Here is a 24,956-nt window from a genome sequence, read left to right on the forward strand (position 1 = left end):
CTGCCGCCGGTGCTCGATTTCAGCTTTTTTTGCCTTGTACAGGCTGTCAGCTTCTGTCGGGAGCTTTTATCGCGAGCGCCATCTGCCAGTTTCACAAACGGGAGCGCAAAGTAATTCCCCATGTTTAGTCGTTTTGTCATCAACCCGCCGGTCTTTTTCGGCTCGGTGATTATTATCGCCGTGTTTCTCCTGATCGGCGTTATCTTCCCCGGCCGGGCCGGCGATGTTTTTTCCGCCCTGCAAAGCAATATCCTGTCCGCATTCGGCTGGCTGTACCTGCTTTCCGTCGGTATTTTCCTTGCTTCCGTTCTTCTGTTTTCCATCGGCCGTTTCGGCAGGCTGAAGCTGGGACCGGACGATTCCGAGCCTGACTTCAAATACCATTCCTGGGTTGCCATGCTCTTTGCCGCCGGCATGGGCATCGGCCTGATGTTCTATGCCGTGGGCGAGCCCATGACGCATTTCCTCGCACCGCCCACTGCGGAGCCGGGCAGCATCGCCGCCATGCGCGAATCCATGTCGGTCACCTTCTTCCACTGGGGCATTCACGCCTGGGCCATCTATGCGGTGGTCGGTCTGTCGCTCGCCTATTTCGGCTATCGCTACAACCTGCCGCTCACCATTCGTTCGGGCCTTTATCCGCTTCTGAAAGACCGCATCAATGGTCCCATTGGCCACGCGGTGGACATCTTCGCCATCGTCGGCACCATGTTCGGCATCGCCACGTCGCTCGGTCTTGGCGTGACGCAGATCAATGCCGGCCTCAACTATCTGGTCGGCGTTCCCATCGCCCCCTGGGTGCAGGTGCCGCTCATTGCGGTCATCACCGCGCTTGCCACCATTTCGGTCGTCACCGGCCTCGACAAGGGCGTGCGCATCCTCTCCGAGACCAACCTGATCGTCGCCGTTCTGTTGATGGTTTTTGTGCTGGTTGTCGGTCCGACATCGGCGCTGTTCCGCGATTTCGTGCAGAACATCGGTCTCTATCTCGACACGCTGGTGTTACGCACCTTCAACATCTACGCCTATGAGCCGACCCCGTGGATCGACGGCTGGACGCTGTTCTACTGGGCCTGGTGGATTTCCTGGTCGCCTTTCGTGGGCATGTTCATCGCGCGCATCTCGCGCGGCCGTACGGTGCGCCAGTTCGTGACGGCGGTTCTGTTCATCCCCGCCGGCTTCACCTTCTTCTGGATGACCGTGTTCGGCAACACCGCGATCTTCATCGACACCGGTGTTGCCGCCGGCGAGCTTGGCGCTGCGGTCGCGGCCGATGTTTCGGTCGGCCTGTTCCAGTTTTTCACCTACCTGCCGCTGACGGCGATCACTTCGACGCTGGCCGTCCTTCTGGTGGCGATCTTCTTCATCACCTCCTCGGACTCCGGTTCGCTGGTCATCGACACAATCGCCGCCGGTGGCGAAACCGAAACCACCACCCTGCAGCGCGTGTTCTGGTGCGGCATGGAAGGGCTGGTTGCGGCAAGCCTGCTTCTGGCCGGCGGTCTCGGCGCGTTGCAGTCTGCAACCGTCGCCAGTGCGCTGCCGTTCACCTTTGTCATGCTGGCGCTTGTCTGGGCGCTCTTCGTGGGCATGCGGGCAGACCTTGCCCAGCGTGAGGCGCATGCCGGAATACCGCAGGTTGCGCCAGCGCATCCGGCTTCGGGCATCACCTGGCAGCGCCGGCTGAGCCTGATGATGCATGCGCCCAGCGAGAAGGAAATTCACACCTTCATTCAGAGCAATGTGAAGCCCGCGCTGGAGCAGGTTGCCAAGGAACTGACGGATCGCGGTCGCGAGGCCTTTGTCGAGGATGGAGAGGCGGGCGCCATCGCTCTGACCTCACCGGCCGAAGACATGCGCGACTTCGTCTATGGCGTTGCGCCCGTTTCTCAGAAACTGCCTGCATTCTCGGCGTTCGAGGCTGCGCGCTCGGGCCTGCGCTATGAGGCGCGGACGCAGTTCTCCAGCGGCAGCAAGGGTTATGACATCATGGGCATGACGCGCGATCAGATCATCCACGATGTTCTGATCCAGTATGAGCGCTATCTCTTGCTCGTGCAGTCGCCGGCCTCGGAGCTGGTTTCGGCTGCGCCGGAGCATGATGTTCAGGCTCTGACGGAAGAATAGGGGACCGGGCCGGTGGCGCATGCGCTGCCGGCCCGCCTCATGACTGCGCGGTTCATCGCCGGTCTTTATTGCAGGTGGCGCTGTCGCCTGATCTCCCGCCGCTTCATTGCGTCAGGGGAGGCTCTTTATCAGTGATTGGCGGTTAGCCCGCCCGGATCGCCATGATCGATTTGTTGAGGAATGCGAGTTTCTCGAACAGGATCTCGCCATCGTCGAACAGACGCCGCATCTGGCGGGCCGAAATGAGCTTGTTGTGCTCGACCAGATCGCGCGCTTCCTCAAGGTCCGGTGTGCGCGGGAAAAAGCCCAGTTGAAAGCGCCTGACAAGGCCAACCTTCACACTGTTTGGCAGATACTGAAATCCCGGTGTCCGGAAGTGCGGCTCGAAGGGAAACCAGTAATTCGGCGTCTGCACGAAATAGCGCTTCGAAAGCCGCTTGGTGTTCTCGGCAAACTGGATCATCCGTTCCCAGCTTCCGACATGCTCGACCACGGAATTGGAATGCACCAGGTCGAAGCTCTCTCCCGCCAGGAGCTGCGGATCGGCAGCGTCACCGGCGAGTGAATCAAACAGTTCGGTGTTCTTGACGCGCTCGGCTTCGAGGTTGACGAGCGTAATTTTCAGATTTTGATGGTGTTTTTCAAGAAAATCGGATCCGATTTTCCAGTATTCCTCGGTTCCACCGAGGTCGAGAATGCGAATCTGATTTTTCTCTGAAAAAGCGTTCTCGATCAGCGTCCGTACATTCTGAAAGCGTTTTGCGCGAAAATTGAACTCGAGGCTTTTGGGATTGTCGTATGGAGTTTTCTTTGCTGGCTCATCAGTCAGAACTTTAAAATCTGTAGTCATGAAAATATTCTTTTCGCGCCCGTCGCTCTGCGTTTCAGGCCTTATGATTTGATATTTGCGAAAGATAAAGAATAATTCTCTTATTCTGTCTCTTTCTGCAAAAAAACAGGTCGCTGAACAGTTGATGATGCAGCGCGCTTATGTCGTGTGCGAAAGCCACCGACTGTTGCAAGTCGCATCAGCCAGTGTTCGCCTGCTTCCTGCTTTGCGAAACTAGTCCTCGCGCGAGCGGTCCGGCATGGCAAGCGTCAGCCAGTGCGCGGTGAGGGCGGGTTTGATCGAGTTCTCGATCTCCACCGTCACATCGTAATTGACCTCTGCAATGCCCGAGGGGCGCAGCTTGATGTTGGCGAGCACGAAGCGTGCGCGAATGCGTGCGCCGCTGCGGATAGGAGCCAGAAAGCGGATGCGCTCAAAGCCGAAATTCACGCCCATCGCCGAACCGTCGAGACGGGGCACGGCCTCGAAAACCATGGTCGAGAGCAGCGAGAGCGACAGGAAACCATGTGCGATGGTTCCGCCATAGGGCGTCTCGCGTGCGGCGCGCTCTGGATCGGTGTGAATGAACTGGTGATCGTCCGTCGCCGCAGCGAACTGGTCGATCATCTCCTGGGTGACAACACGCCAGTCGGACAGGCCGACTTCCTGTCCCACCAGTTTCTGCGCTTCTTCAATGCTGATTGTCCCGGTGGTCAACGGGGCACTCCGTGGCTGTTGAGCTGGTCAGGCGGGCGGGATGGATCCCGCCTGCGCGCCGCGAACAGATACAGTTTTGTTTTGCGATTGTCACCCGCCTGGCGCCGCGCGATTGCGCGGCGCGCCCATTCAGGTGGTTTTGTCCCCAAGTCGGGTCGCATGATCGAGCTCGCGCACCAGCCGCGCCTCCTCTTCCGCCTTGGGCGTGATGAACCGGCCGAGTAGCAGATAGGCGACCGGCGTGAGGAAGAGGGTGGAGACGGTGGCAAGGCCGAGACCACCCACCATCACCCAGCCGAGCGCGATGCGCGCTTCTGCGCCTGCACCGCTCGCCATCACCAGCGGCACCCCGCCCACGATCGTGCAGATCATGGTCATCGCCACGGGCCGCAGGCGGATGAGGGACGCCTGTTCGATGGCTTCGCGCACCCCGAGCCCGCGGTCACGAAGCTGATTGGCGAACTCCACGATGAGGATGCCGTTCTTGGCCATTATGCCGACCAGAAGCACAAGGCCGATCTGGCTGTAGACGTTGAGGCTCGTGCCCGTCAGCAGCATGGCGAACACCGCGCAGGCCAGTCCCAGCGGCACCGTCGCCATGATGATCAGCGCGCTGATGAAGCTCTCAAACTGCGCCGCCAGCACCAGAAGGATGATCACCAGCGCAAAGCCGAAGATGATCTGCATCGAATTGGCGGTTTCGCCAAGGGCCGCAGCCTCGCCAAGCGGGACAAGCCGCATGCCGGGTTCGAGCAGGGGCTCCGCGATCTCCTGCGCCCGCTGATAGGCTTCGCCCAGCGCAACACCCGGCGCAAGCGACGCGCTGACGCCCACGGCGCGCAGCTGGTTTTCGCGTGAGAGCGATGGCGGCACGGCCTGTTCTTCGAGCCGCGCGATCACCGAAAGCGGCACGAAACGCCCGTCACCGGCCTTCACATAGGTGTTTTCGAGGTCGGTCGGGTCATCGACCGGATTGGTGGTCGAGACGAGTTTCACGTCGACGCTGCGGTCGTTGATGAACACCGAGCCGATCCTGCGGCCGTCGAGCATGGCCTGGATCGTGTTGCCGAGGCCGTCAATGTCGATCCCCAGATCGAAGGCGCGGTCGCGGTCGATGGCGATGGAGAGCTGCGGCTGCGTGGAATCGCTGGAAAGCCGCGCCTGCCGGAAACTCGGATCTTCGCCCATGGCCTCCACGATGCTGGCGGCGGTGGCCGATAACTTTGTGAAATTGTTGCCCGCAACCGCGAAGCTCAGCCCGTTGCCCGCGCCACGAATACCAAGGCTGTTGGGCTGGAAGACAAAGGCGCGCACACCCGGCTCATTGCGGACCCGTTCGGAGATGTCGGCGACGATTTCCTGCTGGCTGCGGTCGCGCTCGTCCCACGGGGCAAGCCGCAGTACCAGAAAACCGCTATTGCCAGCACCCTGTCCGGCAATGGAGAAGGTGCTGACGATCTCGCCACTGTCGCGCAGCGGCTCGATCAGCGCTTCGATGCGGCGCAGGCGCTCTGCGAAATAATCGAGGCTCACACCCTGCGGTGCCGAGACCCGCATGAACGCCATGGAGCGGTCTTCGCTCGGCGTGATTTCGGATTTGATGAAGCCGAACGCGCCATAGGATGCGCCCGCAAACAGCACCGAAATGAGCAGGATGAGCGCCGGTGCATCGAGGCAGAAGCGAAGAAGTTTCCGATAGAGCGTCGTCATCGCGCCGCCCACCCTGGCGATGACGCCGGTGTCTTCGCGCGCTTCGCCCTCGGGATGCGCGATCAGCATGCGTGAGGCGAGCATCGGGCAAAGCGACAGCGCGACCAGCGAAGACAGGAACACCGCCATCGCCAGCACGAAGCCGAATTCCTTGAACAGGCCGCCGGCCTGTCCCGGCAGGAAGGAGATCGGCACGAACACCGCAATCAGCGTTGCCGTGGTCGCAAGCACGGCGAAAAACACCTCCTGCGTGCCCAGAACGGCGGCTGCCCGCGCGCCCATGCCCTCATTGCGGCGGCGCACGATGTTCTCCAGAACCACGATTGCGTCGTCCACCACAAGGCCGGTGGCGAGCACCAGCGCCAGAAGGGTGAGAATGTTGATGGAGAAGCCCGCCAGATAGATCGTCGCCAGCGTGCCGATCAGGGCCACCGGAATGGCAAGCCCCGGAATGAGCGTCGCGCGGAAGTCGCGCAGGAACAGGAAGATCACCAGAAGCACGACCGTCACGGCGATCACCAGCGCGATTTCCACCTCATGGATTGCGCCATTGATGAAGGTCGCATCATCGCTGGTCACCTCAATGTCCACCCCGTCGGGCAGAGTGGTGCTCAGCTGCTCCACTGCGGCACGCACGCCGGACGAGATTTCCAGCGTGTTCGACTGGGCCTGACGCACGATGCCGATGCCGATGCCCGTGCGGCCATTGGCGCGTAACTGGCTTTCGCCGATGTCGCCGCCCAGCGTCACGGTGGCCACGTCGCCGAGCCGCACATGGTCTTTCAGATAGATCGCTTCGAACTGCCCGGGCGTCGAAATGGCCGCCGTCGCCCGCACTGTCAGGTTCTGCGTCGTGTTGCTCAGAGAGCCCGCCGGCGTGTCGAACGCGACCGTGCCAAGCGCTCTGGAGACATCGGCCACCGTTAGCCCAAGGCTCGAAAGCCTCGTCTGGTTGATGTCGATGCGGAAAATCTCGGTGCGGTCGCCATAGACCTGCACATCGGCGACGCCGGGCACGGCGGACAAGACGTCCACCACCTCGTCTTCCACCAGCGTCGTCATGTCCTGGATAGGCATGGTGGTGGAGGTGAGTGCAATGCGCATCACCGCCTGCGCGTCATTGTCGGCCTTGATGATGCGTGGCGCATCGGCGTCGTCGGGCAGGCTGTTCTGGATGCGGCTCACCGCGTCGCGAAGGTCGGAGGCGGCGGTGTCGAGGTTGACGCTGTCGCTGAATTCCACCGTCACGCGGCTGCGTCCGTAATAGGAATCCGACGAGATGGCCTGCACGCCCGGCACGCGGGCGACAGCGCCTTCGATGATCGCGGTCACTTCGCGATCCATGGTCTCGGCGGCTGCGCCGGAAAAATTGGTCGAAACGGTGATCACCGGGCGGTCCACGTCCGGCAGTTCGCGCACCTCGATGCCGAACAGCGCCGCCAGACCCGCAACGGCGATCAGCGTGTTGAAGACGAAGGCCAGAACGGGTCGTCTTACGAAAAGGGCGGTAATGCCCGTCTGGGCGTTGTGGAGCGCTTCCCTCACGTCGCTGACCCTTCCGCGGTGGCAAGGCGCGATCCGGCGCTGGCCGGGTTGCCGGCCGTGTTCACCGGCGCGCCTTCACGCATGTTGTGAATGCCCTGCGTCACCACCAGATCGCCCTCGGCGAACTCGGCGTCGACCAGCACGCTGTCTGCGTTGCGCTGGATAATCCGCACCGGCTTCTGGCGCGCCTTCCCGCTCTCCACGATCCACACAAACGGCCCGTCCGCGCTCCACTGCACGGCCAGCGGATCGATTGCCGGATAGGTTTCGCCGGGGAAGCGCATGGTGATGGTGAAGGCCATGCCCGCGCGCAGCCGGTCGTCCGGGTTCTCGATGCGGCCTTCCACGCGCAGCGTACGGCTGTCGGGGTCGATGCGGTTGTCGAGCGCGCTGATTTCGCCCTCATGAACGGAAGAGCTGCGCGCGACCGAAGCTGCGGTCAGCGGCGCGCCGATCTCGATCAGGTCGGCATAGCGCTCGGGAATCCAGAAATCGACGAGGATCTGCGAGCGGTCGTCAATGGTCGCGATCTCGGTGCTGTTGGTCACGTAGCTGCCGGCGGAAATCGGCAGAATGCCGACCGTGCCGTCGATGGGGGCGGTGATGGAGCGGCGGTCGAGCGCCAGCTGCGCTTCCCGCTTGGCAAGCTCGGCATTGCGTAACGCAAGCTCTGCTTCGTTCTGTTGCACCACGCTCACCGTGTTCGAGGCGCGCAGCGCCATGATGCGCTCAAGCTTCGTCGTGGCGTCGTCGAGCGCGATGACGGCGCGGTCGAGCGCAATCTCTTCGGAATCCGAATCCAGCTTTGCGATCAAATCGCCGGCCTGAACCTCCGCGCCCGATGCGACGGCAAGCTCGGTCAGCGTGCCGGAGGTGAGCGGGTTCACCGAAACCGACCGCAGCGCGCGGCCGGTGCCGATGGCGTTCAGCCTGTCATTGATCGTGGCATAGGCCACCGGTGCGGTGACCACGGGACCGGGCGCGCCGCCACCCGGGCCGCGCTGCCCATTGCCTGAAGCGGCTCCACTCGCGGCCGCAGGCGCCTCTTCCATCAGTCCCGCACGGGCCAGAATGTTCTGCGCGCCGGGATAATACCAGAACCACGCCAGCGCGGCGGCAACGAGAATGAGGAGGCAGAGAACTGCCTGTTTCCAGAAAGACATGCACGCTCCGGCTGTTATCTTGTGGCGGTGGAGGTGGCATTCATCAGCCGGTATACCGGTCGCTTCAGGCCACTTGTCTTATGCCAGCTTCCGGGCGGCTTTTCATCTGTTCTAGTATTAAATTCTCGTAAGGCTAGGGCAGGGCACGCGGGCCGAAATGGCCGCGGTTCAGGTCACCTTGGCGCGTTTGCGATAGATTTCCTGATCCCACAGCCGCTCCCGCATGACCCGTTCCAGGATCTCCGCCGCCGTGACGATATTCGCATGGCTGAGATAGAGCGGCGTCATGCCGAAACGCAGAATGTCGGGCGCGCGGAAGTCGCCGATCACGCCATTGGCGATCAGCGCCTGCATCACCGCATAGCCTTCCGGATGGCGGAAGGAAACCTGGCTGCCGCGCTGGTCATGGTCGCGCGGGGTCGCCAGTTCCAGCTCCGGGCAGCGCTGCTCAACCTCGGCGATGAACCGGTCACAAAGCTGCTGCGACTTCTCGCGCACCAGCGCCATGTCGACGCCGTCGAAGGCGTCCAGCGCCCTGTCGAGCGATGACATGGAAAGGATTGGCGGCGTGCCGACCATCATGCGCGCAATGCCGTCTGCCGGCGTGTAGTTCTCGGTGAAGGCGAAGGGCGTCTGATGCCCCATCCAGCCCGAAAGCGCCGGGGCCACATGCGCCACGTGGCGCTCTGCAATGTAGAGGAAAGCGGGCGCGCCGGGGCCGCCATTCAGATATTTGTAGCCGCAGCCAATGGCAAAATCTGCGCCCGCTGCGTCCAGATGAACCGGAAAAGCACCGGCGCTGTGGCAAAGATCCCAGATCGCAAGCGCGCCCTTGTCGTGGATGTGCTTCGTCATGGCCGCCATGTCGTAGCGCCGGCCCGTGCGGTAATCCACCTCGGTCAAAAGCACCGCCGCCACGTTTTCGTCGACGGCTTCTTCCATATCGTCGGCGGTCGCCAGTTTCAGCTCGTAACCCTGGCCCAGAAGACGCGCGAGCCCGTCCGCAACATAGAGATCGGTCGGGAAATTGTTGCGGTCGGAAAGGATCACGCGGCGGTCAGGCCGCAGCGAAAGGGCTGCCGAAAGAACCTTGAACACGTTGATCGTCGTGGAATCGCCAACCGCGACACTGTCTTTCTTTGCGCCCACCAGCCGGGCGATCTTGCCCGCGACGCGCGCCGGCAGGTCGATCCAGCCGGCATCGTTCCAGCCGCGCACGAGCCGCTCGCCCCATTGCTGTTCCACCACGTCCTTCATGTGTGCGCTGAGGCCGGCCGGGAGAACGCCCAGGCTGTTGCCGTCCAGATAGATCACGCCTTCGGGCAGGGCAAAGCGCTCGCGAAACGCCTTCAGCGGGTCCAGCCGGTCGGCCTCATCGGCCCGCGCCATCGTCTGTGTGTCCTGATTGTCCGCCCGTGCATTCATTGGTCGCTATCCCACTGGATCGAATTATTATATATAATATGATTGATTATATGGGATTTCAGGTCAAGACAATGCTTCAGACCAAAACTCCGGAAGGCGAGGGCGGCGTTGCAGCGCTGAAGCGCGACATCGTGAGCGGCGTTCTCGCACCGGGGGAGCCGCTGCGCCTGATGGCGCTCTCGAAGCGCTATGGCGTTGGCTACACGCCGCTGCGCGAGGCGCTGTCGCGGTTCGAGGAGGCGGGGCTTGTGGTGCTGAGCCCCAACAGGGGTTACCGGGTGGCTCCCGTTTCGTTTGCGGAGCTGGAGGATCTTGAGCAGTCGCGTGCTTTGATCGAGGTGGCGCTTCTGGAAGACGCCATCGCCCATGGCGACCTTGCGTGGGAGGCTGCCATCGTTGCCGCGCATCATCGTCTTGCGCGCGCCTCGGCCGCGCTGGATGACGGCGCGCAGGCCTATTCGGAGTGGATGGAGGCGCATGACGCCTTTCACGCCGCGCTTCTTGCAGCTGCACGCTCTGTCTGGCTGAAATCGTTTCAGCGGCAGCTTTCCGAGCAATTGCGCCGCCACCACCACGCGCTTCTCTTTTCCCCCGCCGATGCGGGCGGGGAGGTCATCACCCATGACCCGGCAACGCGGGCGCTTCTTGAGGAGGCGCTTGCTCTTGAGGGTCACACCCGCCTGATGGATGCAGCACTTGCCCGCGATGTGGATCATGCCGCCACGCTGCTGCGCGCCCATGTGCAGTTCACGCTGGCCGTGCACCGCGCGGCTTCCGGCGGGGAGGGGGAGTGAGCGACTGAGCTGTCGCCGTTGCGGCGTCTGCGCAGTGGGTAGAATGGAAGTTGTTCGAGATATCTCGATGACCCGGGAGCGGTTCGAGATCATCATCTTTATTCAAGATGTTTGGGAAGGATGGTGGGCGTGACTGGGATTGAACCAGTGACCCCTACGATGTCAACGTAGTGCTCTCCCGCTGAGCTACACGCCCATCCGACGCCGCGCATAGATCACACAAATCAGGCCGGCGTCAATAGGTAGTTTGAGTGTTTTTACCGCAATGTGACGATCACTCTGCCGGCTCTCGCCGAACGCCTTGAAAACCGCGGTCAGGCGGCCTGTAAAAGTTTCTCCACCTCGTTCACGAGGTCACGCAGATGGAAGGGCTTGGAGAGAACTTTCGCGTCCTGCGGTGCGTTCGAATCGGGATTGAGCGCGACAGCCGCGAATCCCGTGATGAACATCACCTTCAGATCCGGATCGATCTCGGTGGCGCGGCGAGCCAGCTCGATGCCGTCCATCTCGGGCATCACGATGTCGGTCAACAGAAGGGAGAAGGGTTCTTCGCGCAGCCTGTCATAAGCGCCGGCGCCATTGTCGAAGTCGACGACCTCGTAACCAGCCCGCTCCAGCGCCTTCACCAGAAAGCGCCGCATATCATTGTCGTCTTCCGCCAGGAGAATCCGTGCCATTTTGCCGTCCAGATAGTGCGAGAGCGATTGACCCGCAAACGCTTGCCCAAAAATCGCTTGCCCACAATTCACTTGAATGAGACCAGCTATATGATTCCAGCGTGGTAAATATCAAGTGAAACCTGCTGATCCAGCTTGTGGACTGGCTGGACAGGCGTGCGCACGAATGGCAGATTTTATACCGAAATAGTATGCCGGAGGCGTGAAAATCGTATGACTGCCGCAGCGGATTTTGCGAAAATCCCCGCTTTCGAGGTGCGTTCTCCTGCGTTCCAGACTGCTCCCTTCGTTTTCAACTCGCCGCATAGCGGGCGACATTATCCCCAGCGCTTCCTCGACATGAGTCGTCTGGATGCGACCATGATCAGGCGCTCCGAAGACTGCTATGTGGATGAGCTCTTCTCCGGCGTGGTCGCCTGTGGCGCGCCGCTTCTCACCGCCAATTTTCCGCGCGCCTATCTGGATGTGAACCGCGAGCCGTGGGAACTCGACCCGCGCATGTTCTCCGAGCCGGTGCCGCCTTACGCCAATATCCGCTCGCCGCGTGTGGCCGGTGGGCTCGGCACCGTGCCCAAGCTGGTGGGCGAGGGGATGGACATCTATCAGGGTCGCCTGCCGCTGGCCGAGGCCGTGTCGCGCATCGAGACCATCTACGTGCCCTATCACGAGCGCCTGAAGCGCCTTTTGATCGACACGCACTGCATCTTCGGCCACGGCATTCTGATCGATTGCCACTCCATGCCGGCGGGTGTGCGTTCCGGCGATGGCGCGCTGCGGCCCGATTTCATCATCGGTGACCGCTTCGGCGTTTCCGCCGCTTCGGCGCTCACCGAATGCGTGATCGGTCTCCTGGCGGCGCGCGGCTATTGCGTGGTGCACAACAAGCCCTATGCCGGTGGTTTCATCACCGAGCATTACGGCCGCCCCGCACAGGGGCTTCACGCGCTGCAGATCGAAATCAACCGCAGCCTCTATATGGATGAGCGCACACTGGAGAAGAGGCCGGGCTTCAACGCGCTGATGGACGATCTCACCGGCTTCGTGCGTGAGCTGATGGCGATCGCCGGGCAGTATTTTACCGACTATCCGCTCGCCGCTGAGTGAAGTCGCGTTTTGCTGCGGTGCAGCAAATTTGCTCTGGACGGCGACAAAAAAAGACCGCATCGCCCTGGCGATACGGCCAAAAGTCTAGGGAGGAAACGCCCAATAAGGGCATCCGGCAGATCAACTGCCTGAACAAAGTCTATGTTGCGATGCACAATTGTCAAGCGTTAACCGTAACGCGCCCATTGCAAACCGCGCCAAACGCGGCAAAGATCGCCGCTCTTAACAGCCCTTTCAGGCAGCGAATCCGTAAATTCAGGAGAGTTCCATGACCGTGTCGCCGGCTTTGATGCGCCGCATTGCCGAGGCCGCCGCAGCCCAGACCCTGCCGCGCTTCCGTCAGCCGGTGTTGATCGACAACAAGCTCGAAAGCGGTTTCGATCCGGTCACGGAGGCTGACCGCGAGGCCGAGCGCGCCATTCGCGGGCTGATCAGCGAGGCGTTTCCCGATCACGGCATTCTGGGTGAGGAGTTCGGCCTTGAAGGCGAGGCGAGCGATCACCGCTGGATCATCGATCCCATCGACGGCACGCGCGCCTTCATTTCCGGCCTGCCGCTCTGGGGCACGCTGGTGGGGCTCACCGTATCGGGCCGCGCCGTTGCCGGCATGATGTCTCAGCCCTTCACCGGCGAGCTCTTCTATACGGTTGGCGATGGCGCGCATTACGAGGGGCCGGGCGGCGCCCGCCGTCTCAAGACGCGCGACACGACCGAGCTGTCCGACGCCACGCTGTGCACCACCACGCCGGCGCTGTTCGATCCGCTGCACCGCGCCGCCTATGACCGGGTGGAAAATTCGGTCTGCCTCGCCCGCTACGGCACCGATTGCTATGCCTACGCCATGCTGGCAGCCGGCCAGATCGATCTGGTCATCGAGACCGGTCTTCAGACTTACGACATCGCTGCGCTTGTCCCGATCATCGAGCAGGCGGGCGGCGTGATCACCAGCTGGGCCGGCGGCCGTCCCGAGGGCGGAGGCGACATCATCGCCGCCGCCACGCCCGAACTGCACAAGAAGGCGATGGCGCTTCTGCGCTAGAACATTGCGGCAGAGAGCCCGCTCTGGCGTTTAGAAATTGATGTCGCCGGTGCCTTCCACGAAGGCGAAGAAGGCGGCCATCACCTGTTCCCGGTAAAGGTCTGCCTCCTGCAGCAATTCGTGCCGCGCGCCATCAATGGTCAGGAGCGATGTGCTGCGTAACTGCCGGGAAAAGCGCTCGATTGCCGGGTTGGAGACCACGCGGTCCGCTCCGGCCGAAAGGATGAGCGAGGGAATGTGGATCCGCGCGGCAAAGGCCGGGTCGGTCACCCGTTCGATGGCCAGAAACATGGCGCGCGTCCAGGCGACCGTCGGCCCGTTGATGGCAAGGCCCGGCCATGCGCTGACCGTCGCCCGGTTGCGGGCAAAGCGCTGCGGGTCGGAACTCAGCGCCGCCGGCGAAAATTCAGGCATTTTCATCCGGTTGCGGCGGCCCGGCATATACATTCGGCCAAGTCCCAAAGCGTAGAGAAGCTGCGCGAAGTGCGACACCCAGCGTGTTGTTCTGGGCGAGACCGGAAGTCCCAGAAGCGGCGTGCAAAGCACCATGCGGCGCACCCGGTTGGCCATCATGGGTGCGGCCAGAAGCGCAATCAGAACGCCGGTGGAATGGGCGAGAATGTAGTAGGGGCCACGGCAGTCGGGCAGCACCACCTGTTCGAAGAACGCATCCAGGTCGCGCACATAATCGTCGAAGCTCTCAACATAGCCCCGATTGGCGTCCGGCAGCAGTCTCTGCGAGCGCCCCTGTCCGCGCCAGTCCAGTATCGCCGCGCCATAGCCGCGTTCGGTCAGGTCGTTCGCGGTCTCGAAATATTTCTCGATATACTCGTTGCGGCCGGGCAGGATCACCACCGTGCCGTGTTTCTCGGCTCCGCGTCCCGATGCGCGCGCAAAGCGGATCGAAACCCCGTCCTTCGTCTGGAACAGGTCCGCCTTCATCCCCTCGGGCGGGGGATTTTCCGGAACGACGATAAGCAGGTCATTCATGCAGGATCGTGGACCTCAAGAGCGGCTTTGAGGGGGGTGGAAGATGATATTCCTAAGAAGGAATAGAGCCGGGATGCGTGAATGGCAAGAAACAGAACGGTTGCGACTGAAACTGAAAGCCGGAAGTGGCCTGAACCACTTCCGGCATTCCGCACCGGCTGGAAGGGACGTTACATCCGGTACGTTCCGCAGGGCAGCGTCATAAGTCCGCCGCCGATCCATTGCGCTAACGGTAGCAGCGTGAAGCTGAACGGTATCCGAGCGGTCCGTTCATCCGCCGTTCATCTGAAATCGACGGGCTCTTGAACCCGATTTTTGGGGTTCCCATATATCTTCTGCGGCCGCCAGAACGGGGTCGCTGGCCAGCGGGAAACGCCCGAAGCGGGTTTCCGAAAATGGCCATAACGCAATGTTGCTCAACTGGAGAACAGACCATGCGTCACGTTGATTTTTCGCCTCTCTATCGTTCCACCGTCGGTTTCGACCGGCTCTTTGGCATGCTTGATACGCTGGCCCAGCCCGAAGGCAGCCAGACCTATCCGCCCTACAATATCGAGCGCACGGGCGATGATTCCTACCGCATCTCGATGGCTGTCGCCGGCTTTGGCGATGAGGACATCTCCATCGAGGCCCATCGCAATGTGCTCACCGTCAAGGGTGAGAAGAACGCCGAGCAGAAAAGCGAAGGCGAACTGCTTTATCGCGGCATCGCCGCACGCAGCTTCGAGCGCCGCTTCCAGCTCGCCGACCACGTCGAAGTGACGGGCGCCAACCTTGAAAACGGGCTCCTTCACATCGATCTCACGCGCAACATCCCCGAGGAGATGAAGCCGCGCCGTATTCCCATCGCTTCGGCGAAGGAAACGAAGGAGATCGAGGCCAGGACCCACTAAGGCTTCGGCCTGAGGGAATCCCCGATTTGCTAGAAGCAGACGGATAAGAGTTTGAATGATGGCGGCGCCCGTGTGGCGCCGCTTTTGTGTTTTCAGGCAGTGCTCGCGAATTTGCGGCCAAGAACGGCATCCAGCGAGATGCGTCCCGCACCCTTCACCACAAGATAAAGTAGCAGAAACACCCAGAGCGTGCGCTGGTCCCAGATCAGCCCGTCGGAGAAGCGGTCGAACCACGCGCCTGCGGTCTCCGCGCCCACCTTGTGTACGGCAATGTCCACATAGGACTGCACCAGCACGAAACCGATCATGCCGAGTGCGGCAATCCGGGTGAAAAGCCCGATCACGATCAGGAGCGGCAGGACAAACTCTGCATAGGTGCCGGCCCACACGATTGCGCCCCATGGGATGAAGGGCACGGCTGAAACATCGCCGCCCGCAGCCTCCACCGCCGGCAGCGCGATCTGGTAATAGGCCCCGTCTGCGACGCTGAAGAAGCCGAGCAGGCCTTCGCCCACCTTCGTGCGGGCCGAATTCAGGAAGTAGAAATAGAGAACGGCGAAGAAGGCAAAGCGCGCGGCAAGGCCCGGAAACCAGCCATCGAGCATCCGCTCAAGGGTGGAGAAAACGCGCGCATGAAGCATCTGGATTGCGTGGATCACGGGCTTTCATCCTTGTTCTGACTGTCAGTGCCTGCCTGGCATGTCTCGAATGCGCCGCTTTCGAGCATCAGGGCGATGGCGGCGGAAAGATCGAAGCCGGGATCGGCTTCAAGCGCCGCCCCGGCCGCCTGTTGCAGCGCTGCGCCATTGGCGAGCGCCTTCAGAAAGGCGAATTGGCCCCGGTCGAGCTCGCGCACCTGCACATCAAGTGCGGGCCGGGTCACCAGCGCTGCTTCGGCAATGCCCGCGTCGATGCGATCAGGCATTGGCCCCGTGCGGTGCGCCGTGAAGATCGTATGCACCGCATAGTCCGAGCCTATGAGATGCATGGCCGGGTGCGGCGTGAAACGGGCTGTTGCCAGCGCTTCCGGCGGCAGGGCAGCGAGATCGGCGGGCGCGAGCGGTGTGCGGTCGGCTGCGTGAAAAGCGTCGAGCCAGGCGCGTTCCAGCCGGGCCACGTCGGGCAGATATTTCAGATGCCGTATCGGCTCGAACCCGGCCAGAAAATCGCCGAACCCGTGCCCGTATTCGAAGACGAGGCGTGAGCGCGGTGGATGCACGCGCAGAAACTCCCGCGCGATCATGCGGAAATTCTCATCCCCCAGGATCATGGCGACCGCCGGAAAGATTTCTGAAAGCGCGGTCACGAGACTATGGGTGACATTGTTGCGATAGACGTTGAAGCGCTTGATCGCCGCCTTGCCGTGCGGGCCGCTCACGCCCTGCGGCGTGGCGCGATCCGGGTTGAACAGCACGGCGCCAAAGGCGTCGTCATAGGGCTGTGCAGGGTCCTGTCTCGTGGTTTCAGGAGTGGAGCGCATGGCGTTTCACTTCCGGCTTGAGGGTGCGATGACGGTCGAGAATGCGTTCAGCCGCCGCCGCCTCGGATTGCAGGATCGGCCAGTCGGGAATGTCCGCATCCCATTCGATCAGCGTGTCGATGGGGCCGCATGCGGCGATCACCGTTTCATAAAGGCTCCACACCGGGTCGGCGACCGGTCGGTCATGGCTGTCGATCAGCAGCGGCGCACCCTCGTCGTCTTCCTGTTCGTCATGGCCGGCAAGGTGGATTTCTCCCACATGCGCCAGCGGGAAATCGGCGAGATACTCCGTGGCGCTGAAGCCGTGATTGGTCGCAGAAACGAACACATTGTTGATGTCGAGCAGCAGGCCGCAGCCCGTGCGCTTCACGATTTCACGCAGGAAATCCGTTTCCCGCCATTCGGATTCGGAGAAAAGGACGTAGGTGGACGGGTTTTCCAAAAACATCGGCCTGCCGATGGCTTCCTGCACCTGATCGATGTGCTCGCACACCCGTGCAAGCGTCTCATCGGTGTAGGGCAGGGGCAGGAGGTCGTTGAAAAACACATCGTCATGGGTCGACCATGCCAGATGCTCCGACACTTTGAAGGGTTCGTAGCGCTCCACCAGCCCGGCAAAGCGTTGAAGATGTTCGGGGTCGAGCGGGTCGAGGCCGCCAATCGACATGCACACGCCGTGTAACGAGACGGGCAGCATGTTGCGGATTTGGGTCAGCGCGGCGTGCGGCGGGCCGCCCGCGCCCATATAGTTTTCTGCGTGTACTTCCACGAAACCCACTGACGCAGGGTTTTCAGCGATTGCGTCGAAATGCTGCGGCTTGAAACTCGCACCGGCCCGGCCAGCGGGGGCACCAGTGGGGGCATCAGCGGGGTGAAATGCCGGAAAGCGGCTCTGGATGGCGGAAAGGGGTTTTGCTTCGCGTGCCATGAGGTCGCCTCCCGGCATTTGGTGTCAGGTCAGATCATGCTGGCTGGATCAGGAGGGCATGTCGCGCTCAAGCGGCTCAAGCGAACCCATGCGCTCGCCGGGCAGTTCCATCGTGGCGCAGGTGCCTGCATCGACATATTTCCAGGCATTGCCCTGGTAATCGACCTTGGAGGTGCCGGCGCAGGTGGTGCCGGGCCCGGCCGCGCAATCGTTCTTGCCGGCCATGGACACGCCATAGCACTTTTCTTTTTCCTGGGCCTGGGCGGCCGTGGTGGTGGCCAGCGTGCCGACCGAAAGAGCGGCTGCGACCGTTCCGGCGATATAGGCGGCGGTGAGTGCGGTTTTGGTGGACATGAATGATCTCCTCTCGGGTCCTGTCGAAACCGGGGTTCCGTCCCGGCAGGACCCGTTTTTTCAGAGGGATCGTTCACTTGGAAATCAAGCGCGCGCGAGCCGGCATCACTTGCGTGTGAGGCTTTGTTTATCGCGAAGGTTGTTGTCGTGCCGCGCGCGCCGTGTTGCTCAGGCCTTCAATGCTTCCGCGCACTTCTGGATGTCGGCGGCCTCGGTGGCGAAGCTTGTGACGAAACGATAGAGCGTGTCGCCCGCCGTCATTTCGCCTGCGAAAGAGAGCGGCGGCTTCCACGGATAGAACTGCGCGCCAGCGGCCTGAAGCGCCTGGGCCTTCTCATCCTTCATGAGCGCAAACACTTCATTGGCCTGCGGCTGCCAGGCAAGGCGTGCCCCATCGGCATTGGAGATCGCGGTTGCGAGCTCTGCTGCCATCGCGTTGGCGTGGCGCGCATTCTTCAGCCAGAGATCGTCACGGAAATAGGCCTCGAACTGCGCCGCGATGAAACGCGACTTGGAGAAGAGCTGTGCGGCGCGCTTGCGCAGGAAATGCATCTGGCCAATCTTCGCCGGGTCAAACACGATGATCGCTTCCGCGCACCAGCAGCCATTCTTCGTGCCGCCGAAAGAGGCAATCTCCACGCCGCGCTTCCAGGTCATCTCGGCCGGCGTCGTGTCCAGAGACACGAGCGCATTGGCAAAGCGCGCGCCGTCCAGATGCAGCGGAATGCCCGCTTCGCGGCAGATGCCGGCGATCTCTTCGATCTGTTCGAGTGAATAGAGTGTGCCGATCTCGGTCGCCTGGGTGATCGAGGCGGCCATGGGCTGCCCGGCGTGCACGAACTGGGCCGGGTGTTCGCGGATCGCCGCGTCGAGCGCGTTCGGGTCCATGCGGCCAAGCTGACCCGCCACGCCCTTCAGGCGCGCACCGCCGGTCAGATATTCCGGTGCGCCACCCTCATCATCAATGGCGTGCGCTTCCGAATGGCAGAAGGCGACCCCGCCGGGTTTCGAGGCCCAGGTGAGCGACAGGCTGTTTGCCGCCGTTCCCGTTCCGACGAAAAACACCGCCACCTCGCGTTCGAAGATGTCGCTGAACATCTTCTCCACCCGTTTGTCCAGCTCGCTGGTTCCATAGGCCGGCGCAAAGCCGCCTGCATTGGCGACGAGCGCTTCGGCGATTTGCGGGTGGGCGCCGGCCCAGTTGTCGGAGGCGAAATTCATGCGGCAGATCTCTCTTTTGACCCCAAAATAAGCAGTGGCGGCGGGAGATTGCGCGCTTCGATGCTCCGGTTCAAGCCCTTCGGATGAGATGTTGCGGTGATTTTTGCGCCTGACAGGATATTCTGCGGCGGTTTATCAAAATGTCATCAATACTTGCAGTTTAGGTATTTTATTTCGTGTTTTGCGCAAAAAATTTGCATTTCCGTCTTGTCTGGTGTTGGTATTTCTGGCATTTCAGCGAATAAGACAGCAGTGCTGTCCTATTGTTGTGCAGTTCGGTTGCCAGCGTCTCAGCGTGGCTTTTGCGCTCGTGATAGTGTTGCGAACGACCGGTGCAACAAAGGCGGTCCGGCAATGACCGGAGCACAGGCAGGGATGCCCGCCCAAGAACAAGAACACGCGCCGGAGCATATCGGTAGCGTTGCTCCGGCTTCTAAATGGAAATGCCGTGCATACACCCCGGAAGGCCGCAAGGGCTTTCTGGCGACTGAACGACCGCCCAGGGAGGCTTGCCCCGGGCTCTAGAATGTGAGGATTTGCGATGACGGAAATGACGCCCTCTTTTTCGACCGGGTTCGGGCCGGCCAACGAGGCCGAAACGGCCGCCGTCAAACGCACCGTGAAGATGTCCGCGCCGGGCGTGCCCGCTGCGCAGGGGCTTTACGATCCCCGCAATGAGCGCGATGCCTGCGGCGTCGGCTTCGTCGCGCATATGAAGGGCAGTCGCTCGCATGATATCGTGCGCGATGGCCTGGCCATGCTCGAAAACCTGACCCATCGCGGCGCGGTGGGTGCTGATCCGCTGGTCGGCGATGGCGCGGGCATGCTGATGCAGATCCCCGACCGCCTCTATCGGGAGGAATGGGCGGAGCGCGGCGTCGAACTGCCGGAGCCCGGCCATTATGGCGTCGGTCACTTCTTCATGCCGCGCGATGCGGAGCTGCGCAAACAGATCTACGACATCATCGCCGATGTGGTGCGCTCGGAAGGCCAGGAGCTGATCGGCTTCCGTGATGTGCCGGTCGACAATGCCTGCCTGTCCAAGGCGCCCGACATTGCCGCTTCCGAGCCCGTCCACCGCCAGATCTTTGTCAGCCGCGGCGCGGGCATTCACGACGAGGAGGATTTCGAGCGTCGTCTCTATATTCTGCGCAAGGTGATTTCGGGCCGCGTGCGCGAGGAGCTTGAGGGCGGCATCAAAGGTTTCTACACCGTGTCGCTGTCGGCGCGCACCATTGTCTACAAGGGCATGTTCCTCGCCTATCAGCTCGGCGCTTATTACAGCGACCTGAAAGACCCGCGTTTTGAAACGGCGCTGGCGCTCGTTCACCAGCGCTTTTCGACCAACACGTTCCCCTCCTGGGAACTCGCGCACCCCTATCGCATGGTCGCCCACAACGGCGAGATCAACACGGTGCGTGGCAACGTTAACTGGATGGCCGCGCGTCAGGCCTCGGTGGATTCGGAGCTGTTCGGCAACGACATTTCCAAGCTCTGGCCCATTTCCTATGAGGGCCAGTCCGACACGGCCTGCTTCGACAATGCACTCGAATTCCTGTTCCAGGGCGGTTATTCGCTCGTTCATTCGATGATGATGCTGATCCCGGAAGCCTGGGCCGGCAACCGTCTGATGAGCGACGAGCGCAAGGCGTTCTACGAATACCACGCCGCGTTAATGGAGCCGTGGGATGGCCCGGCTGCCGTGGCCTTTACCGACGGCATTCAGATCGGCGCAACGCTTGACCGCAACGGCCTTCGCCCGGCCCGCTATGTGGTCACGGATGACGACCGCGTCATCATGGCTTCGGAAGCCGGCGCGCTCGTGGTTCCCGAAGACAAGATCGTCAGCAAGTGGCGCCTCCAGCCAGGCCGCATGCTTCTGATCGACATGAAAGAAGGCCGCATCATTTCCGACGAGGATGTGAAGGCGGCCATCGCCACCAGGCATCCTTTCAAGAAGTGGCTCGACAACACCCAGCTCATCCTCGAAGACCTGAAGCCGGTCGAACCGCGCGCGCTGCGCAAGGATGTGGCCCAGCTCGATCTTCAGCAGGCTTTCGGCTACACGCAGGAAGACACGAAGATGCTGATGGCGCCCATGGCCACGACCGGCCAGGAAGGCATCGGCTCCATGGGCACCGACACGCCGATCTCGGCCATGTCCGACAAGCCCAAGCTGCTCTACACCTATTTCAAGCAGAACTTTGCGCAGGTCACCAATCCGCCGATCGATCCGATCCGCGAAGAACTGGTGATGAGCCTCGTCTCCTTCATCGGCCCGCGCCCCAACATTTTCGATCTGGTCGGCTCTTCACGCCGCAAGCGGCTTGAGGTGCGCCAGCCCATCCTCACCAATGGCGATCTGGAGAAGATCCGCTCCATCGGCCACACCGAGGACCGGTTCGACACCAAGACCATAGACGTCACCTATGCGGCGGGCGAGGGTGCTGCCGGTATGCGCGGTGCGCTGGAGCGCGTGTGCGACCGCGCCGAGGCTGCGGTTGCCGGCGGCTACAACATCATCATCCTGTCCGACCGCCAGATCGGCCCGGACCGCATCGCCATCCCGATGCTTCTGGCAACGGCCGCCGTTCACCACCACCTGATCCGCAAGGGTCTGCGCACGGCGGTTGGCCTCGTGGTCGAATCCGGCGAGCCGCGCGAAGTGCACCACTTCTGCTGCCTGGCGGGCTACGGCGCGGAGGCGATCAACCCCTACCTCGCCTTCGACACGCTTCTGTCCATGCACAAGGCCGGCGATTTCCCGCCGGAGGTCGACACGCAGGAGGTGGTTCAGCGCTACATCAAGGCCATCGGCAAGGGCATCCTCAAGGTGATGTCCAAGATGGGCATCTCCACCTACCAGTCCTATTGCGGTGCGCAGATCTTTGACGCCGTGGGTCTGGAAAGCGACTTCATCGAGCACTTCTTCACCAACACCGCCACCACCATCGAAGGTGTCGGTCTGGACGAGATTTCCGCCGAGACGGTTGGCCGCCATGCCGCCGCCTTCGGCGCGGACCCGGTGCTGAAGAGCGCGCTGGAAGTGGGCGGTGAATACAATTTCCGCATGCGCGGCGAATCCCACATCTGGTCGCCCGACGCCGTCGCCTCCCTCCAGCATGCCGTGCGCGGCAAGTCCTGGGAGACCTATCGCGAATTTGCGAAAATGGTCGACGGGCAGGCAGCCGACGCCAAGTCCATTCGCGGCCTGTTCGCTGTCAGGAAGGCGAAGGATACAGGCCGCAAGCCGGTCTCGCTGGATGAGGTCGAGCCCGCAGCCGAAATCGTCAAGCGGTTCTCCACCGGCGCCATGTCCTTCGGCTCCATCAGCCGTGAGGCGCACACCACGCTGGCGCGCGCCATGAACGCGCTGGGCGGCAAGTCGAACACGGGCGAGGGCGGCGAGGAGCCTGATCGCTATCTGCCGATGCCCGACGGTTCGATGAACCCGGAGCGCTCCTCCATCAAGCAGATCGCCAGCGGCCGTTTCGGCGTCACCACCGAATATCTCGTCAATTCCGACATGATGCAGATCAAGGTGGCGCAGGGCGCAAAGCCGGGCGAGGGCGGTCAGCTTCCCGGCCACAAGGTCGACGCCACCATCGCCAAGGTGCGCCACTCCACGCCGGGCGTCGGCCTCATTTCGCCGCCGCCACACCACGACATCTATTCCATTGAGGATCTGGCGCAGCTCATCTTCGACCTGAAGAACGTCAATCCGGATGCGGATGTGTCCGTCAAGCTCGTCTCCGAGGTTGGCGTGGGCACGGTCGCCGCCGGCGTCGCCAAGGCGCGCGCCGACCACATCACCATTTCCGGCTATGATGGCGGCACCGGCGCTTCGCCGCTCACCTCCATCAAGCATGCGGGCAGCCCGTGGGAGATGGGCCTTGCCGAAACGCACCAGACCCTGGTGCTGAACGGTCTGCGCTCGCGCGTAGCGCTGCAGGTCGATGGCGGGCTGAAGACCGGTCGCGATGTCATCATCGGCGCGCTGCTGGGCGCCGACGAATATGGCTTCTCCACCGCACCGCTGATCGCCGCCGGCTGCATCATGATGCGCAAGTGCCACCTGAACACCTGCCCCGTTGGCGTCGCCACGCAGGACCCGGTGCTGCGCAAGCGCTTCAAGGGCACGCCCGAGCATGTGATCAACTACTTCTTCTACGTCGCGGAAGAGGTGCGCCAGTATCTCGCCGAGATGGGTTACACCAAGCTCGACGATATCGTCGGCCAGTCCGACCTTCTCGAAAAGGATGGCATGATCGCGCACTGGAAGGCGCGTGGCCTCGATTTCACGAAGATCTTCTACAAGCCCGATGCCCCGCGCGAGGCCATTCACTGGACCGAGCGTCAGGAGCATCCCATCGATGATGTGCTCGACCGCAAGCTCATCGAGGCGGCAAGGCCGGCCCTTGAAAACCGTGAGCCCGTGTCGCTCGACTTCCCGATCTGCAACACCGACCGGTCGGCCGGCGCGATGCTGTCGGGCGCGGTCGCCAAGCGCTACGGCCACAAGGGCCTGAAGGAAAACACCATCGACGTGCGCCTCACGGGCACGGCCGGTCAGTCCTTCGGCGCGTTTCTGGCGCGCGGCGTCTCGTTCAGGCTTGAGGGCGACGCCAATGATTATGTCGGCAAGGGCCTTTCCGGCGGCCGCATCGTCATCCGCCCGACGGACGATTCCCGCATTGTCGCGGAAGACTCCATCATTGTCGGCAACACGGTGCTTTACGGCGCAACCGAGGGTGAATGCTATTTTCGCGGCGTTGCGGGCGAGCGTTTTGCCGTGCGCAATTCGGGCGCGGTCGCCGTTGTCGAGGGCGTCGGCGATCATGGCTGCGAATACATGACGGGCGGCGTGGTGGTCGTGCTCGGTCAGACGGGCCGCAACTTCGCGGCCGGCATGTCCGGCGGCGTTGCCTATGTGCTGGATGAGGCGGGCGACTTCGCCGAGCGCTGCAACATGGCCATGGTCGAGCTGGAGCCGGTGCCGGAGGAGGACGACATCCTCGAAAAGCTGCACCACCATGGCGGCGACCTCATGCACAAGGGCCGTGTCGACGTTACCGGCGACATGACCCGGCATGATGAAGAGCGTCTGGCGCAGCTTATCTCCAACCATCTCCACTACACGGGCTCCGAGCGGGCGCGCGCCATTCTGGATCATTGGGCGGAATACCGTCCCAAATTCCGCAAGGTGATGCCGGTCGAGTACCGCCGTGCACTGGAAGAAATGGAGCGCATGAAGCTCGGTCTGGCGGCGGAATAGCCGTGGGTTCTGGAGATCTGTTGCCCATGGATGTTTTTGGTGACCGGAATTCGGGCAATTGCCTGAAGGTCAAATACACGGCGGACCATCTCGGTCTGCCCTATCGCTGGCATGAGCTCGACCTCATGGCTGGCGAGAGCCGCACGGACGCGTTTCTCGCCATGTCGCCCTTTGGGCAGGTGCCGGTCGTGCGGTTCGATGACGGGCGCACGCTTGGCCAGTCGGGCGCAATCATCCGCTATCTGGCGCGCGGTTCGGCGCTTTTGCCCGAAGACGCGTTTGCCCAGGCGGAAATCGATCAGTGGATGTTCTGGGAGCAGAACTTCCATGAGCCCAATGTGGCCGGTGCGCGCTTTCAGGTGTTCTACCGCAAGGAGCCGGTTGAAGCGCGCGATCCGTTAAAGGTCGAGCGGGGCGAGGCCGCGCTCGATTTGATGGACGAGACGCTGAAGACGCGCGACTTCTTTGTCGGTGACGGGCTCACCATCGCCGATATCGCGCTCCTCGGCTACACGCGGCTTGCCCCTCAGGGGGGCTTTGAACTCGACGGGCGCAGGGCGCTCACCCGCTGGATTGCACGGTGCGAGGATGTCCTCGGACTTCCGGCACTTCACTAGATCGCCATGCGTCCACCGGGGCGCACAATGGACGATCTGAATTATTGATGGGGCATCGGAACAACCGG

At 62.2% G+C, this 24,956-nt stretch carries 19 protein-coding genes and 1 tRNA gene; 7 read left to right on the top strand and 13 right to left on the bottom strand.

Annotation, left to right across the window (positions count from 1 at the left end):
• Positions 1-120: 120 nt before the first annotated feature.
• On the top strand, positions 121-2,127 hold the full coding sequence (locus AC4PTT_RS05325; RefSeq protein ID WP_206544199.1) for a BCCT family transporter: 2,007 nt from the start codon (positions 121-123) through the stop codon (positions 2,125-2,127).
• Positions 2,128-2,269: 142 nt separating this feature from the next.
• On the opposite strand, the gene AC4PTT_RS05330 is transcribed toward AC4PTT_RS05325, so the two are convergent.
• The 5 genes from AC4PTT_RS05330 to kynU all read right to left on the bottom strand — a co-directional run bounded on the left by AC4PTT_RS05330 (position 2,270) and on the right by kynU (position 9,480).
• Positions 2,270-2,977 carry a class I SAM-dependent methyltransferase gene (locus AC4PTT_RS05330; RefSeq protein ID WP_492162238.1) on the bottom strand — a complete coding sequence of 236 codons (708 nt, stop codon included), beginning with the start codon at positions 2,975-2,977 and terminating at the stop codon, positions 2,270-2,272.
• A 213-nt stretch (positions 2,978-3,190) separates the two neighbouring features.
• Positions 3,191-3,673 carry a MaoC family dehydratase gene (locus AC4PTT_RS05335; RefSeq protein WP_113152956.1) on the bottom strand — a complete coding sequence of 161 codons (483 nt, stop codon included), beginning with the start codon at positions 3,671-3,673 and terminating at the stop codon, positions 3,191-3,193.
• A 129-nt stretch (positions 3,674-3,802) separates the two neighbouring features.
• On the bottom strand, positions 3,803-6,928 hold the full coding sequence (locus AC4PTT_RS05340) for an efflux RND transporter permease subunit (protein ID WP_206994789.1): 3,126 nt from the start codon (positions 6,926-6,928) through the stop codon (positions 3,803-3,805).
• Complete coding sequence (locus AC4PTT_RS05345; protein ID WP_492162239.1) at positions 6,925-8,091, bottom strand: efflux RND transporter periplasmic adaptor subunit; 1,167 nt, start codon at positions 8,089-8,091, stop codon at positions 6,925-6,927. Before AC4PTT_RS05345 ends, AC4PTT_RS05340 begins: the two co-directional genes overlap by 4 nt.
• A gap of 168 nt (positions 8,092-8,259) precedes the next feature.
• Positions 8,260-9,480 carry a kynureninase gene (gene kynU, locus AC4PTT_RS05350; RefSeq protein ID WP_492162587.1) on the bottom strand — a complete coding sequence of 407 codons (1,221 nt, stop codon included), beginning with the start codon at positions 9,478-9,480 and terminating at the stop codon, positions 8,260-8,262.
• Positions 9,481-9,587: 107 nt separating this feature from the next.
• On the opposite strand from kynU, the gene AC4PTT_RS05355 reads away from it, so the two are divergent.
• Positions 9,588-10,310, top strand: coding sequence for a GntR family transcriptional regulator (locus tag AC4PTT_RS05355; RefSeq protein ID WP_222473988.1), 723 nt, complete (start codon positions 9,588-9,590; stop codon positions 10,308-10,310).
• A gap of 121 nt (positions 10,311-10,431) precedes the next feature.
• Here AC4PTT_RS05355 and AC4PTT_RS05360 read toward each other — a convergent pair.
• Both AC4PTT_RS05360 and cpdR read right to left on the bottom strand, forming a co-directional pair.
• Positions 10,432-10,506, bottom strand: a tRNA-Val gene (locus AC4PTT_RS05360).
• A 118-nt stretch (positions 10,507-10,624) separates the two neighbouring features.
• The gene (cpdR, locus tag AC4PTT_RS05365; protein WP_007008549.1) at positions 10,625-10,987 is read right to left on the bottom strand and encodes a cell cycle two-component system response regulator CpdR; all 363 of its coding nucleotides are present in this window, start codon (positions 10,985-10,987) and stop codon (positions 10,625-10,627) included.
• A gap of 213 nt (positions 10,988-11,200) precedes the next feature.
• Between cpdR and AC4PTT_RS05370 the strand changes: the two genes are divergently transcribed.
• Positions 11,201-12,091 carry an N-formylglutamate amidohydrolase gene (locus tag AC4PTT_RS05370; RefSeq protein WP_492162240.1) on the top strand — a complete coding sequence of 297 codons (891 nt, stop codon included), beginning with the start codon at positions 11,201-11,203 and terminating at the stop codon, positions 12,089-12,091.
• Positions 12,092-12,359: 268 nt separating this feature from the next.
• On the top strand, positions 12,360-13,130 hold the full coding sequence (hisN, locus tag AC4PTT_RS05375) for a histidinol-phosphatase (protein WP_492162241.1): 771 nt from the start codon (positions 12,360-12,362) through the stop codon (positions 13,128-13,130).
• Between the two features lie 30 nt (positions 13,131-13,160).
• On the opposite strand, the gene AC4PTT_RS05380 is transcribed toward hisN, so the two are convergent.
• Positions 13,161-14,120 (bottom strand): alpha/beta hydrolase, encoded by a 960-nt coding sequence (locus AC4PTT_RS05380; RefSeq protein ID WP_492162242.1) that lies wholly within the window; start codon positions 14,118-14,120, stop codon positions 13,161-13,163.
• 434 nt (positions 14,121-14,554) lie between these two features.
• On the opposite strand from AC4PTT_RS05380, the gene AC4PTT_RS05385 reads away from it, so the two are divergent.
• Positions 14,555-15,013 (top strand): Hsp20 family protein, encoded by a 459-nt coding sequence (locus AC4PTT_RS05385; protein WP_113152940.1) that lies wholly within the window; start codon positions 14,555-14,557, stop codon positions 15,011-15,013.
• Between the two features lie 92 nt (positions 15,014-15,105).
• Here the strand turns inward: AC4PTT_RS05385 and AC4PTT_RS05390 are convergent, their stop codons facing one another.
• The 5 genes from AC4PTT_RS05390 to AC4PTT_RS05410 form a co-directional block, all read right to left on the bottom strand.
• Positions 15,106-15,654 (bottom strand): DoxX family protein, encoded by a 549-nt coding sequence (locus AC4PTT_RS05390; RefSeq protein WP_283799909.1) that lies wholly within the window; start codon positions 15,652-15,654, stop codon positions 15,106-15,108.
• A gap of 14 nt (positions 15,655-15,668) precedes the next feature.
• Positions 15,669-16,493 carry an HvfC/BufC family peptide modification chaperone gene (locus AC4PTT_RS05395; protein WP_492162243.1) on the bottom strand — a complete coding sequence of 275 codons (825 nt, stop codon included), beginning with the start codon at positions 16,491-16,493 and terminating at the stop codon, positions 15,669-15,671.
• Positions 16,477-17,421 (bottom strand): MNIO family bufferin maturase, encoded by a 945-nt coding sequence (gene bufB / locus AC4PTT_RS05400; RefSeq protein WP_492162244.1) that lies wholly within the window; start codon positions 17,419-17,421, stop codon positions 16,477-16,479. Before bufB ends, AC4PTT_RS05395 begins: the two co-directional genes overlap by 17 nt.
• Positions 17,422-17,469: 48 nt before the next feature.
• Positions 17,470-17,775 (bottom strand): BufA1 family periplasmic bufferin-type metallophore, encoded by a 306-nt coding sequence (locus AC4PTT_RS05405; protein ID WP_113152937.1) that lies wholly within the window; start codon positions 17,773-17,775, stop codon positions 17,470-17,472.
• 168 nt (positions 17,776-17,943) lie between these two features.
• Positions 17,944-18,996: a threonine aldolase family protein gene (locus tag AC4PTT_RS05410; RefSeq protein WP_492162245.1), complete on the bottom strand. Its 1,053-nt coding sequence runs from the start codon at positions 18,994-18,996 to the stop codon at positions 17,944-17,946.
• Between the two features lie 541 nt (positions 18,997-19,537).
• On the opposite strand from AC4PTT_RS05410, the gene gltB reads away from it, so the two are divergent.
• Both gltB and AC4PTT_RS05420 read left to right on the top strand, forming a co-directional pair.
• Positions 19,538-24,271: a glutamate synthase large subunit gene (gene gltB / locus AC4PTT_RS05415; RefSeq protein WP_113152935.1), complete on the top strand. Its 4,734-nt coding sequence runs from the start codon at positions 19,538-19,540 to the stop codon at positions 24,269-24,271.
• Between the two features lie 26 nt (positions 24,272-24,297).
• Positions 24,298-24,888, top strand: a complete 591-nt coding sequence (locus AC4PTT_RS05420; RefSeq protein ID WP_492162246.1) for a glutathione S-transferase family protein — start codon at positions 24,298-24,300, stop codon at positions 24,886-24,888.
• The last annotated feature ends 68 nt before the right edge of the window (positions 24,889-24,956 follow it).

The organism is Nitratireductor sp. WH36-1 (assembly GCF_058725515.1).

What these genes read in the sequence shown, in the direction of transcription:
- AC4PTT_RS05325 (WP_206544199.1), top strand. Translation starts at nt 121, where the DNA reads ATGTTTAGTCGTTTTGTCATCAACCCGCCGGTCTTTTTCGGCTCGGTG.
- AC4PTT_RS05330 (WP_492162238.1), bottom strand. Translation starts at nt 2,977, where the DNA reads ATGACTACAGATTTTAAAGTTCTGACTGATGAGCCAGCAAAGAAAACT.
- AC4PTT_RS05345 (WP_492162239.1), bottom strand. Translation starts at nt 8,091, where the DNA reads ATGTCTTTCTGGAAACAGGCAGTTCTCTGCCTCCTCATTCTCGTTGCC.
- kynU (WP_492162587.1), bottom strand. Translation starts at nt 9,480, where the DNA reads ATGGCGCGGGCCGATGAGGCCGACCGGCTGGACCCGCTGAAGGCGTTT.
- AC4PTT_RS05355 (WP_222473988.1), top strand. Translation starts at nt 9,588, where the DNA reads ATGCTTCAGACCAAAACTCCGGAAGGCGAGGGCGGCGTTGCAGCGCTG.
- cpdR (WP_007008549.1), bottom strand. Translation starts at nt 10,987, where the DNA reads ATGGCACGGATTCTCCTGGCGGAAGACGACAATGATATGCGGCGCTTT.
- AC4PTT_RS05370 (WP_492162240.1), top strand. Translation starts at nt 11,201, where the DNA reads ATGACTGCCGCAGCGGATTTTGCGAAAATCCCCGCTTTCGAGGTGCGT.
- hisN (WP_492162241.1), top strand. Translation starts at nt 12,360, where the DNA reads ATGACCGTGTCGCCGGCTTTGATGCGCCGCATTGCCGAGGCCGCCGCA.
- AC4PTT_RS05380 (WP_492162242.1), bottom strand. Translation starts at nt 14,120, where the DNA reads ATGAATGACCTGCTTATCGTCGTTCCGGAAAATCCCCCGCCCGAGGGG.
- AC4PTT_RS05385 (WP_113152940.1), top strand. Translation starts at nt 14,555, where the DNA reads ATGCGTCACGTTGATTTTTCGCCTCTCTATCGTTCCACCGTCGGTTTC.
- AC4PTT_RS05390 (WP_283799909.1), bottom strand. Translation starts at nt 15,654, where the DNA reads ATGCTTCATGCGCGCGTTTTCTCCACCCTTGAGCGGATGCTCGATGGC.
- AC4PTT_RS05395 (WP_492162243.1), bottom strand. Translation starts at nt 16,493, where the DNA reads ATGCGCTCCACTCCTGAAACCACGAGACAGGACCCTGCACAGCCCTAT.
- bufB (WP_492162244.1), bottom strand. Translation starts at nt 17,421, where the DNA reads ATGGCACGCGAAGCAAAACCCCTTTCCGCCATCCAGAGCCGCTTTCCG.
- AC4PTT_RS05405 (WP_113152937.1), bottom strand. Translation starts at nt 17,775, where the DNA reads ATGTCCACCAAAACCGCACTCACCGCCGCCTATATCGCCGGAACGGTC.
- AC4PTT_RS05410 (WP_492162245.1), bottom strand. Translation starts at nt 18,996, where the DNA reads ATGAATTTCGCCTCCGACAACTGGGCCGGCGCCCACCCGCAAATCGCC.
- gltB (WP_113152935.1), top strand. Translation starts at nt 19,538, where the DNA reads ATGACGGAAATGACGCCCTCTTTTTCGACCGGGTTCGGGCCGGCCAAC.
- AC4PTT_RS05420 (WP_492162246.1), top strand. Translation starts at nt 24,298, where the DNA reads ATGGATGTTTTTGGTGACCGGAATTCGGGCAATTGCCTGAAGGTCAAA.